Origin of the sequence: Fibrobacter sp. UWB5, from assembly GCF_002210295.1 — a bacterium.
GTDB lineage: Bacteria > Fibrobacterota > Fibrobacteria > Fibrobacterales > Fibrobacteraceae > Fibrobacter.
On sequence record NZ_MWQH01000010.1, the window covers coordinates 55,686 to 67,230 of the forward strand.

An 11,545-nucleotide genomic window follows, 5' to 3' on the forward strand; every position below is an offset into this window, starting at 1 on the left:
TATAAATTTATAGCGTATGGCTGTCGACGAAGCGACAAAGAAACAAGACGAATTGGAACTTTATCAGATTGATGATAAAGCCATTATGCCTTTCTTTGAATGCCACCGCGAAGAACTGAAGCAGTTTATTCAGGATCGCAAGGGGCAGAATCTCTCGCTTTTGGAATTGCTCAAGCAGTTTATCCGCACCTACAAGCTCCCGTTTAACATGCAGCGCTATATGTCCGTACAGACGACATACATCAAGCAGGTGCTGCAGGAACGCATGCAGGACCGCCAGGTGGCGGTAAGCCGCTGGATCCAGGAACACGCCGGTCGTCACCGCAGTCGCATGATCCAGCTGCAGTGCCTTTATCTGGACCGCATCAAGGATCGACTCCTGCCTCAAATCCAGAATATGCTGGAGCAGCGGATCGAAAACCTCCAGTCGAAACTGGACGAAAATAAATAGACCGCTAAATCATTGACAATCAATATCTTCTATGAAAAATTGCCGTTTTTTGACTAAAAAAGGCGATTATTTTTTTGTATGCTTTTTGCATTGGTGGTAATTTGAGCACTAAAAGTATACTTTTTCTTGTCAAGACATGCAACAAAATTTTTCTGTTGATAAAGTGTTCTAATCATAGGGAGTCTATCTTGACTGCGGAGTGATTAAAAGAGTGATTTGTTTGCAACAATGCGGTAAGTTTTGGGAATAAATATTTTTTTGGCTTTTTTACGCTAAAAACGCCGTTTTTAGAAAAAAATGTGCGCTCCCGATTATTTTCTTGTATGCTTTATTTAATTTTTTCATGCTTTTTTAGATGATTGGTAGAACGTGACAAACTCTGTTGCTCTTTTGAATTCTGAATCTTCGGTCTGGCAGCTGACACTGGACCGTTTGCGCCTGGAATGTAATGACTATTTTGGCCTGACCATTCTGGATACGGTTAAATACGAAGGTGTTTTTGATGGTTTTGTCCAGCTTTCCGTTCCTGATGAACTGCGTGAAAACTGGGTGAAGGCGCATTATGCGGATATTATGCGCAAGGCTTTTTCTGAAGTCCTTGGCGAATCCTTTGTCGATTTCAAGATTTCTATTGCAGCCGCCGAAAAGAACGTGCAGGTGATGGCGACTCCGGCCGCCCCGAAGATTCCTCCTGTGCATGCACCCCGTGCTGCTGCCCCCAAGAAGCGTCCGCGCATTAAGCTTGCGTTGTATGCCGACTATACGTTCGAAAACTTTATCGAGGGCGATTGTAACAGTACTGCCTGCGAAGCTTGCAAGTCGGTTGCCGAAAATCCGGGCGATCCGGCCCTGAATCCGCTTTTTGTGTATGGCAAGTCCGGTCTTGGCAAAACCCATTTGCTCCAGTCGATTGCCGCCCAGATCGTGAAAACGAAGCCCAATACGCGCGTCGTCTATTGCCAGGCTTTTGATTTCGTGCACGATGCTACGGCCATGTACAAGGCCCTGAAACTCAAGACGGGTAACGCCCGCCAACTCGCCGAAGCATTCCAGGATAAATACGAAAATTGCGATGTCTTGCTTCTGGACGACATCCAGCTTCTGGAATACAAGAAGTTCTGCCAGGAAAAGCTTGCTATCTTGATCAGGCATTTGCGTACGCTCGGAAAGCAGGTCGTGTTGTCTTGCGACCGTCATCCTTCCAACTTTAACCGCTTGGAAGAGGGCGAAGCTGCGCCTGAACGCAAGTTGCCGAACGCGATTCCGAGCATTTCGGCAAAGTTGCTTGCTCCGCTGGAATCTTGTGTCGCTGTCGGTATCGATGTTCCGGACCTCACGACAAGAATCAAGCTGATTCAAAAGAAATCGATGAACATTCCGTTTCTCGATCGTGACCGCGAAGAAATCTGCAGGTACCTTTCGCTCCCGCCGCGTGAAAATGTTCGCGTGATCGAGGGTATGCTGAACGGTATTCGTGCCTTGAATCAGTTCCGCGACGAGAATCTCGACTTGAACGTGGTGAAGCGCCTGGTGGCTCCTCCGGGAACGACCGGTGTCGAAGAACTTACGGTCAAGGGCATTGCTGAAACGGTTGCCCTGGAATTCGATACGGATTTGATGGCGCTTTCGAGCAAGCGTCAAGATGCTGGTGTCGCTTTGCCGCGCAAGGTTGCCATGTACCTTAGCCGCGAAATGACAAATACCTCTCTTGTGAATATCGGCGAATTCTTTAATAGGGATTACTCTTCTGTTATCGCCGCAATCCGTTCACTTGTAAAGCAGATGGATAATGACGAAGACCTTGCCCGCAAGGTCAAGGATATCCGCTATTTGCTGGAAGCCTAGCAATGATTGCTTTGGTGACGGGTGGCGCAGGCGTCGTAGGGAAGGCGCTCTGTCGGGAACTTTTAGCGTGCGGTGTGTGTGTTCGCGTGCTTGTGCTCCCGGGCGATACCCAGGCTGGGTTTTTACCCGAGGGGGTGGAGGTTTTTTATGGGGATGTGTCGGACGCGGAATCGATCCGCGAAGCCTTTGTCGGCGTAGATTTGGTGTACCATCTCGCCGCGATACTCCTTTCGACTAAACCGGGTGCCTTTGAGCGCATCAATGCCGGTGGAACGTGCAATGTCGTTGCCGTTGCCCAAGAGGCCCACGTAAAGCGCTTGGTCTATGTTTCTAGCATTTCGGTAACGTATCCCGTGCTGACGGAGTATGGCAAAAGTAAGTTGGCGGGGGAGTCGTATGTCAAGAATTCCGGTTTGCAATGGACAATCGTTCGCCCGACGCTTGTCATCAGTTCTCCTATCGGTACCGGCGGAATTGAATTCAATATGTTCGTAGCCTACGTGAAGCGTTTCCCGGTGTATTTGATGCCGGGTGGGGGCAAGTGCCTCAAGCGCCCCGTTAAAAGTACGGATTTGGTCAAGGGCATCGCCTTGGCGGGCCTTTCTGAACGTGCGGTCGGTAAAACGTATGCCCTGGCTGGGGAGATTGTGCTTTCGATGGCGGATATGGCCAAGGCGGTCTTGAAACAGGCCGGTAAGCACCATTTGATGATTCCGCTCCCGTGGTGGATTTCCAAAAAACTCGCTGTCCTTAAAAGTTGGATTGGCGGGCGCCCGGTGACTGCGGAACAAGCCTTGGCTGGCTTTTTGTATGACGCCGCGCCCGATATCGAGAATGCCAAGGCCGATTTAGGCTATGAGCCCGGTTCTCCCTTAGAAATTTGAGTCAAAAAGCGTTTTTTATCACAAAAAAACGCATTCTGTTTACATCGCCGGCATTTTTGTATATATTCGTATGCAGAAAAACGAGGTATTTATGAATTTTAAAGCTTGTTCGGCGGTCGCTTCCGCCTTTGCCATGTCTTTGATGCTTGCCGCTTGCGGCAGCGATGACAATTCGTCGAATGTGGAACGCGGTGAAGACAGTTCTTCGAGCGTTAAGGAATCGTCTTCTTCTGTCGAAGAATCTTCGTCTTCTGCCGCTCCGGAACTTCCGAAGGGCTTGCGTGCTGCAACCTTGGAAGATCTTGAAAAGAACATGACTCTTGGTGAAATGTTCGGAACGCAGATTTATCTTGCTGCCGGTGCAAAGCAGGGGGTGTTCTCTATCTGGATTCCCGATACGGCATGGATTGCGGTCCGCTCGGATTTCGAAAACGGCGTGATTGAATACGGCAAGTCCAACGGTTCGTTCATGGGTATCAATTCGAAGGCTTCGGATGATATGCAGAAGTTCTTTGAAAAATCCGGCAAGCTCCAGTTTGTCGTCAAGGACGAAAAGAAACTGCAGGTCTCGATCAACGATGGCGACTATATCGATGTCGAAAAGGCCAATGTGCCCGTATCTACGAACTGGATTTCGGACGGTACCCAGTTGCAGGGTGTCAAGCTTTCTTGCAAGAACGGTGACACCAAGCAGGTCTATTCGTTCTACAAGGGCCGCTATGTTGTCGAAGAAACGGTCAAGGAAGAATCGAGCTGGTCTGCGGGCTACTACGATATCGAACGCAGCCACTTGCTGATGCTTCCGGTATTCTTCGATCAGGCGGTTTATTCGCTGGTCTCGACCCAGGTCAGCACCGATTTCGACCTGAATATGGATACGGGGGAATCGTACAAGTGCGAAAAGTCCTCGATTAAGTATAAGGATATCGACAAGGAATCCTTGGCGGGCGAATGGGTCGCTCCTGAAAATGGCCTTGACTGGACGCTTACGCTCAAGAAATCGGGCGATTACTCCGTTGTCGCTAAGAAGGGTGCCAATACCGAAGAACTCAAGTCCGGCATTTGGGATGTCTATGGTGATGTCCTTATGCTCAAGAATTCCAGCTGCATGCGCCCCAGCGAATGCGCCTCGGCGGTCAAGGGTTCTATCGAAGGCTTTGACGCCAAGAAGGGTTTCACCTTCAACCATGATGACGACGATACTCCGGCGGTGCCCACGACTTGGACGCTCCCGCAGTACGAATAAGCGTCGATGAACGTGCTTTTCTAGAAAACAAAACGCTCCGCTTCAAAGCGGGGCGTTTTAATTTTTTTTAAAAGGCTTTTGATTACTTGTTATGGTGCTTGTCGTGGTTGGGGCAGCCGCAGCCACCGTTACCGTCGCAGTTTTCCTTGTGGCCTTCGCCGCCACATTCGCATTCGTGGCCTTCTTCGCCGCACTTGCATTCGCTTTCGCCGTCGCCACCGCAGCAGCAGTGGTGACCCATAGGCTTCAGGTCTTCTTCGGTAGCTTCGCGCACGGAAACGACTTCGATGGCGAAATTCAGGTTCTGGCCGGCGAGTTCGTGGTTGGCGTCGATGACGGCGGTCTTTTCAGAAACGGACTTCACGCGGATCGGCATCGGGCCGGCCGGAGTCTGGGCGTAGAACATCATGCCTTCGACCACCTTGTCGACACCCTGGAAAACGTCCAGCGGGACTTCCTGGGTCATTTCTTCGTTGTATTCGCCGTAGCCTTCGGACGGAATCACCTTGACGTCGAACTTGTCGCCCACGTCGTGGCCGACCATTGCCTTTTCGAGACCGACCACGATCATGTGGGCGCCCTGAATGTACTGCAGCGGTTCGCGGCCTTCGGAGGAATCGATGACCTTGCCTTCGTCGGAGGTCAGGGTGTAGTGCATCTGGACAACGGTCTTGTCAGCAATCTTCATAGAAAATCCTTTGTTTGATTTGGCGAGGAGCCGTAAGAATGGATGTGCAAATATAGTAAAAAACTATTGCTTTTGATTTTCGGGCGAGGGAATAAATCGCACTACGTCGGTGCTGCCGTTCTTTTGCGTAAGCGTCGGCGGTAATTTCTTGCCGAATCCCTGGAACTTGAGGCGTTCTTTGCGGATTCCTTTCTTGACGAGGTAGTTATAAATGAATTCGGCACGCTCGTTAGAGATTCGTTCGGCGTTTGCTCCGGCTTCGCTTGCAGAACACTGGATCTCGAGATTCATGGGGTATTGACGCATGTAGTAAACGATGTCGTTCAATGCGGTGTAGCTCGAATTCACCAGGACCGTGTCGATACCCTTGAAGCGGATATGCTTTGCAAACGTATTGAAGTTGTGCCTCTGGTTGGTGGGGCAGCCGGAAATGTCGATAAAGGTGTTGGGTGCGGTTCCCGGGCATTGGTCTGCCCAGTCGGCGATACCGTCTCCGTCGGAATCGAGCGGGCAACCGAGGCTGTCGATCGGGGCGCCTTCAGGTGTACCGGGACATTTGTCCTCTTCGTCAAAGATACCGTCGCCATCTTGGTCTATGCGGCAGCCGAGAATATTGACTGCGACGCCTTCGGGGGTATCGGCACATTCGTCCTTTGTGTCGGGAACGCCGTCCTTGTCGGAATCCAGGGGACATCCCGATTCGCCGACTAGTTCGCCTAGCTTGCTGTTGGGGCAGTTGTCGATATCGTCGGGGACTCCGTCACCATCGAAGTCGAGCGGGCAGCCGTTCTTGTCAATCGAAATGCCTTCGGGGGTGTCGGGACATTGGTCCGTTTCGTTGGGAATGCCGTCTTTATCCTGGTCCAAGGGGCAACCGTCATTTCCGACGGGTTCTCCGTGCGGAGTCTCGTGGCACTTGTCGTTGTTGTCGTCAATGCCGTCGCCATCGGTGTCGAGCATGCAGCCGGTAGAATCGACTGCAAAGCCGTTCGTCGTATTGGGGCACTTGTCGAGGTAATCGGCGACGCCGTCGTTGTCGTGATCCAGGGGGCAACCATTGTAATCGACTTCAAGGCCCGTGGGCGTGTTCGGGCAAAGGTCAACGATGTTGAGGATTCCGTCCTGGTCTTCGTCAACAGGGCATCCGCGGGGGTTTACCTTCTGGCCTTTAAATGTGTTCGGGCACATGTCTTTACGGTCAATGACGCCGTCGTTGTCGTCGTCGCCCCAGCTCAGGTTGAATACCTTGCTAAGGCTAATGGCGATGGCGACTTCAGGCGAGCCGGATGTCTTGTAATGCAGGTTGTTTTTGCCAGATTTGAGGTTGACTGACAAGGCGTCTTCGGAATCGAGCTCCTTGAAGTAATGGAAACCCACGTCGCCCGAAAGGGTGAGATAGGCTTCGTAAGGCAAGTGCAGTCGCAAGCCCGGAGTGAGTCTGAAGGGGCTATTCAAGAAATGATAGCTCATTCGCGTGGAGCGCATGGGTGTTTCGCCCGATGCTTCGAAAATCAGCGTAAGGGTCTTTTCGGGGAAGATATTGAAGCCGGCTCCCCACAGGAGGTATTTTGCCTTTTCGCCGAAATCGCTCAGAAGACCGGCGTATCCGTTAAAGGTCAGGTATTGCCTAAGGTCAAACGAAAAATGGACGTTGACGTTGGCGGCCGGATAGTTCGAGGTGAAGGCATAGGCTTCTCCATCCGACTTGACATACCAGCGGTGCCTGGGGCGGAATCCCTTTTCGGTAGAACCTGTCGGGGCAAAAAGTTCACCGCTAAGACCCAGATAAAACCATTCGTTCACGGGAATGGAACCTTTCGCGGACAAATGCAGGTCGCCGAGACCGAAACCGTCCAAATCCGTGTTGTTGATGTCACCTTCGTAATGGAACGGTATCGATACGCCTAGTTCAAGGTTGTCCAGGACGGCGAAACTCGCGTAAAAGGTTTCATCGTTCGAGGGCGTATTCTTTTCGAGGGTGACAAAATTGCCTTTGGAATCGGTGTAGCCGCCGTCCAGGCTCAAGGGGTTTCCGTCGCTCACCATTTCGAAGGTGCCGGAAATGTAAAGAAATCCTTGTGGAAGCGTCTTTGCCGAGGGGGCGTGAATGCCGCTCGTTGACCTTACGATTCCTACCTGAGCCAAGGCAGGAATACACATTAGGCTTAATGCGGCAAACAGCTTCTTCATAATCCGCTGTATAACATAGAAATTTAACGGATAGGGAAATTGCGATTTGTTATATTTAACCCCGCAATGAATGAATCGAATGAAAAACAGGAACTGCCGTCTTGGCACCGTAAGTCGCAAAAGGCCTACCGCGTAAACCGCATTATCATCATTTTGCAAATGGTTGCTGCGTTTGTCTTGGCTGGTGTCATTTGGTTCGGTGTGGAACGCGTGACTGGCAATTAGGTGGCCTGTAATTAGGTGTCTGGAATTTTTTTGATGAGATTTTTCTTTTTTGGCATAGTATCTTTATTCGTGTTGTTGGTGTCCGGTTGCGCAAGCAAGCCCGATATGACGCCCAAGGTTGACTCAGCAAATTCGTCCGATACGGAATCTTTTTCGGAACGGGCCCTCAAAGAAAAAATCTCGGATTCCCTTGCGATTCGTCCCTCTTGGACCTATTACCAGTATGCCTTGCAGGCCATGGACAATCAGGAATGGCTCTTGGCCAGGCATTATCTGGATGAATCCTTAAGACAGTTGGTTTCCGAACGGTTTGATTCGACCTATAAGAATGTTTCTGCCGCTGAAGATTCGGCCTACCGTGCCAAAATGCCGCTTCGCATTGTGCGCGCCCTCGATGAAGTTTACCCCAATGTGGCTGAACTTGGCGAAAATGCCGAAAATTTTGTGCGAAACGAAGTCTCGATCGAAGGTGTGGACGCCCTTGATGAAAGTGAAGCCGACAGCGCCGCCTTGCTTGTAATCGAAAGCTTCTTGGATACGCTCGATGTGTCGCAGTTTACGCTCCCGGTAAGGTTTAACGAACGCGTGCTGCAAGAAATCTACTATATGACCAATTCGGCTCGAGCCTTTATGTCGGGCTCGCTGAACCGAAAGACTGCCTATGATTCGCTGATTTATGCACAGCTCGATGCGGCAAAAATGCCTCGCGACTTGATTTACCTCGCCCTTGTGGAATCGGGCTTCAAGCTCAAGGCCTATAGCCGCGCCAAGGCTTCCGGCATGTGGCAGTTCATTCCGGAAACAGGCAAGCGTTACGGACTCGAAGTGGATTACTGGGTCGACATGCGCCGCAATCCGGAACTGGCGACGATGGCAGCCCTCAAGTACTTGAACCGCCTGCACGATGAATTTGGCGACTGGCTTTTGGCTATGGCTGCCTACAACTGCGGCGAAGGACGTGTGCGCAGGCTCTTGCGTGAAATGCAGGAAGATTCGACCCGCGACACGTCGGTGGCGGTGACTTATTGGGACTTGGAACTCCCGAAAGAAACCATGCGCTACGTGCCGAGAATTCTTGCGGCCATGGTCATCGGTCATTATCCGGAACAGTACGAAATGACGGTCGAACAAACGTACCGCCCTGATTTCGATACCGTAACCGTATTTGATTCGTTCCCGCTCGAAGAAGTGGCAAAGCTTTTGAAGGTTACCGAAGATACGCTGCGCAGCCTGAACATGGAACTGGTGAAGTGGTGTACGCCTCCGAACAAGGAATCTTACCTGTTACGCTTGCCGGTCGGAACCCGTACCGCATTTGTCGATGGCTACGACAAGATGGAAAAGAACAGTTTCTCCAGCTGGCACCACCATAAGGTCCGCAAGGGCGAAAACCTTGGCGTGATTGCACGCCAGTACGGTATCAAGGTGTCTGAATTGCAGCAGGCGAACGACATGAAGAGTTCCCGCATTCGCGCCGGCCAGACCTTGCTGATTCCCATCAAGGTGACTCCGAAGCCCAAGGCAAACAAGGGCAAGAAACCGCACAAGGTCCGTACCTATGTCGTGCAGTCCGGCGATGATGTGGCCTCTGTCGCACGCAAGTTTGGCATTTCCCAGGATTCCGTGCGTTCCTGGAATTCTCTGGATGTCGCTGCAATCGTAAAAACGGGTGATACCCTGGTTGTTTCTAAACCCGAACCGATACCCCAGGTTGAAAGTGAACGCCCGCAAAAGGATCGTCCCAAGATTTCGAAGGGCGCCAAGTATGCGGTGCGCGAAGGCGATACCTTTGCCGACATTGCAAAGTCTTACGGAGTGCCGGTCGTGATGCTCATGCAGGCAAACCAGGGATTCAACAAGCGTCTTACGGTAGGCGATTCCCTGGTGATTCCGGAATACGTGAAGAAAAAGGCCGAAAAGAAGCCCGCCAAGTCCGAATCCAAGCCTGCAGCCAAGAAGACCTCTAACGAAAAGGTATCTGTCTATGTTGTGCAGCAGGGCGATAACTTGAGCAGTATTTCCCGCAAGTTCGGCACCACCGTGGCCAAGATCCAGGAACTCAACAACATGGGTAAGTCCACGAGCTTGAGCGTCGGTCAAAAGCTGAAGGTCGCTTCTGCTCCTGAAGCCGAATACAAGGTCCATACCGTTAAAAAAGGCGAGGGTCTCTGGGACATCGCTCGCCAATATAATGTGACCATCGAAGATATCGTCAAGTGGAATGACTTGAAGGATACCAAGATCAAGATGGGCGAAAAACTTAAGATTAAGAAATAAGCTTTCCTAGAAAAATGACTGTTAGAACAGCGTAATTCCGAGGCTTACGTAAGGCTGGAAATACGTGGTGTAATCCAACATGAATTCGTCGTTTTCGCGGTCAGTGCCCGTTTTACGCTCGAAATAGGTGTGGAAGTATTCGTGGTTGTTTCTAAACCCGGAAGACAGGAAGAATCCGTGCCATGCGGTACGGATGCCTGCGCCGTAGGCGTAGCCGTAAATAGCGGGCGAGGTGAACTTGGTATCGTCGGCAAAGAATGTCTTGCCGAATACGGCACCGCCAAAGGCGTAAAGCTTGATCATGAATTGGTGCTTGTAGTTCATCACCAGCGGTAGGGCGAAATCGAAACCCAGCTGGAAAAGGGCGGTGTGGATTTCGTGGCGACCTTCGATGTCGCTGGAATCGAACGGGGCTTCAAAGAAATCGTCCCAGTCTTCGAGATCCTTGTAGGCGGCATCCTTGTTGCGCGGCTTGTGGCTTACGCCCAGGTACTGATAGCCGGCCATCAGGTAAATGTCGAACCATTCCGTGAGGGGGAGGCTACCCGAGGCACCGTAAATGTAGGTGTTGTCGACCGTGATGTCGTGCTTTCTCCCGTTTACCTTGTAGGAGTATTCCACGTTTTTCATCTTGATGTTGTTGAATTCGACATAGGGGCCAAAGGAACCTCGGTCCTCGAATTCTCGGTCTTCGCTGTTGGTGGAGGCTGCCATGGTGGTGTCGATGACCACTCGGTCGGCAAAAGTGAGGGTGCTGAAAAGCAAAATCAGGGTGTAAATTCTCTTTCTCATGTCCTAAATATAAAAGGTTTGTCTTAAATTGAGAAAAAGGGCTGTGGAGCCGTAGGGGATATTTTGGTAAAAAAAAGTTGTGATTTGAGTTTTTTTGTGTTAATTGGCCAAAAATTGTTTATTTTTTAGACCAAAAATAAGAAAAACCTCATTTGGAGCACAATTTTATGAAAAAGCAGTTGTTGGCCCTTTGCGCCGCCACTATGATGATGTCCATGACCGCTTGCGACAGCAAAATGGACCCGAATGATCCTCAGTCCGTGCGCAAGTACCTGACCAAGCAGCAGATTGCCTTTACCCCGAACCAGTTCGTTTCTTATGCCGTGAACGGCGATACTGCCAAGATGACCCTCTTCTTGCAGGCTTCTTTCGAAATTGACGCTCCGGCCGATAACGGCAACAACGCTGTGGCTATCGCTGCTAACAAGGGCAACATGGTTGTGCTTAACTACTTGTTCGATCATGGTGCTAAGGCCGACGTGAAGAACGGCAACGGCGAAGCCGTGCTCGACAACGCCGTGATGATGGGCAACAAGGAAGTGGTGAACCGCCTCTTGACTCAGCTCAAGGCTGAAGGCGCTGAATCCCAGACGCTCGGTACTGCAGTGCTTCTCGCTGCCAAGTCTGGCAAGGTTGATATGCTCGAAATTCTGGCCGATGCCGGTGCTCCGCTCGATTCCCGCAGCGCTGACGGCTACCTCCCGATTCACTGGACCGTGAAGAACGGCAACTACGACGCCATGATGTTCCTCATCAACAAGGGTGTCGACGTGAACGCCAAGTGCGGTCAGGGTTATTCTGTGCTCGACTGGGCCACCAACGAAGGCTATACCCGCCTGATCAAGGCCCTTAAGAAGGCCGGTGCCAAGAATACTCCGCAGTACTTCAAGGATTCCAAGAAGTAATTCTTGAAATTTACGCAAATTTCGCGATTTTCTCGCTTAGAA

10 protein-coding genes are annotated in these 11,545 nt (G+C 51.0%); 7 read left to right on the plus strand and 3 right to left on the minus strand.

Annotated elements, in window-relative coordinates; genetic code table 11:
• Positions 1 to 16 precede the first annotated feature (16 nt).
• The 4 genes from B7989_RS12365 to B7989_RS12380 all read left to right on the plus strand — a co-directional run bounded on the left by B7989_RS12365 (position 17) and on the right by B7989_RS12380 (position 4,426).
• On the plus strand, positions 17 to 451 hold the full coding sequence (locus B7989_RS12365) for a hypothetical protein (RefSeq protein ID WP_088628782.1): 435 nt from the start codon (positions 17 to 19) through the stop codon (positions 449 to 451).
• Between the two features lie 369 nt (positions 452 to 820).
• Positions 821 to 2,296, plus strand: coding sequence for a DnaA ATPase domain-containing protein (locus B7989_RS12370; RefSeq protein ID WP_088628783.1), 1,476 nt, complete (start codon positions 821 to 823; stop codon positions 2,294 to 2,296).
• Positions 2,297 to 2,298: 2 nt separating this feature from the next.
• Positions 2,299 to 3,180 (plus strand): NAD(P)-dependent oxidoreductase, encoded by an 882-nt coding sequence (locus B7989_RS12375; protein WP_088628784.1) that lies wholly within the window; start codon positions 2,299 to 2,301, stop codon positions 3,178 to 3,180.
• Positions 3,181 to 3,271: 91 nt separating this feature from the next.
• On the plus strand, positions 3,272 to 4,426 hold the full coding sequence (locus B7989_RS12380; protein ID WP_088628785.1) for a hypothetical protein: 1,155 nt from the start codon (positions 3,272 to 3,274) through the stop codon (positions 4,424 to 4,426).
• A gap of 82 nt (positions 4,427 to 4,508) precedes the next feature.
• On the opposite strand, the gene B7989_RS12385 is transcribed toward B7989_RS12380, so the two are convergent.
• Positions 4,509 to 5,114 (minus strand): peptidylprolyl isomerase, encoded by a 606-nt coding sequence (locus B7989_RS12385; RefSeq protein WP_088628786.1) that lies wholly within the window; start codon positions 5,112 to 5,114, stop codon positions 4,509 to 4,511.
• Between the two features lie 63 nt (positions 5,115 to 5,177).
• The gene (locus B7989_RS12390; RefSeq protein WP_088628787.1) at positions 5,178 to 7,304 is read right to left on the minus strand and encodes an OmpA family protein; all 2,127 of its coding nucleotides are present in this window, start codon (positions 7,302 to 7,304) and stop codon (positions 5,178 to 5,180) included.
• Positions 7,305 to 7,370: 66 nt separating this feature from the next.
• On the opposite strand from B7989_RS12390, the gene B7989_RS14040 reads away from it, so the two are divergent.
• Entirely contained in the window at positions 7,371 to 7,529 is a 159-nt protein-coding gene (locus B7989_RS14040; RefSeq protein WP_158212921.1) for a hypothetical protein, read from the plus strand.
• Positions 7,530 to 7,598: 69 nt separating this feature from the next.
• Positions 7,599 to 9,806, plus strand: a complete 2,208-nt coding sequence (locus tag B7989_RS12395; RefSeq protein WP_233144418.1) for a LysM peptidoglycan-binding domain-containing protein — start codon at positions 7,599 to 7,601, stop codon at positions 9,804 to 9,806.
• A gap of 21 nt (positions 9,807 to 9,827) precedes the next feature.
• On the opposite strand, the gene B7989_RS12400 is transcribed toward B7989_RS12395, so the two are convergent.
• On the minus strand, positions 9,828 to 10,598 hold the full coding sequence (locus B7989_RS12400) for a hypothetical protein (protein WP_088628789.1): 771 nt from the start codon (positions 10,596 to 10,598) through the stop codon (positions 9,828 to 9,830).
• 167 nt (positions 10,599 to 10,765) lie between these two features.
• Here B7989_RS12400 and B7989_RS12405 point away from each other — a divergent pair, with 167 nt between their 5' ends.
• Positions 10,766 to 11,503 carry an ankyrin repeat domain-containing protein gene (locus tag B7989_RS12405; protein ID WP_088628790.1) on the plus strand — a complete coding sequence of 246 codons (738 nt, stop codon included), beginning with the start codon at positions 10,766 to 10,768 and terminating at the stop codon, positions 11,501 to 11,503.
• The last annotated feature ends 42 nt before the right edge of the window (positions 11,504 to 11,545 follow it).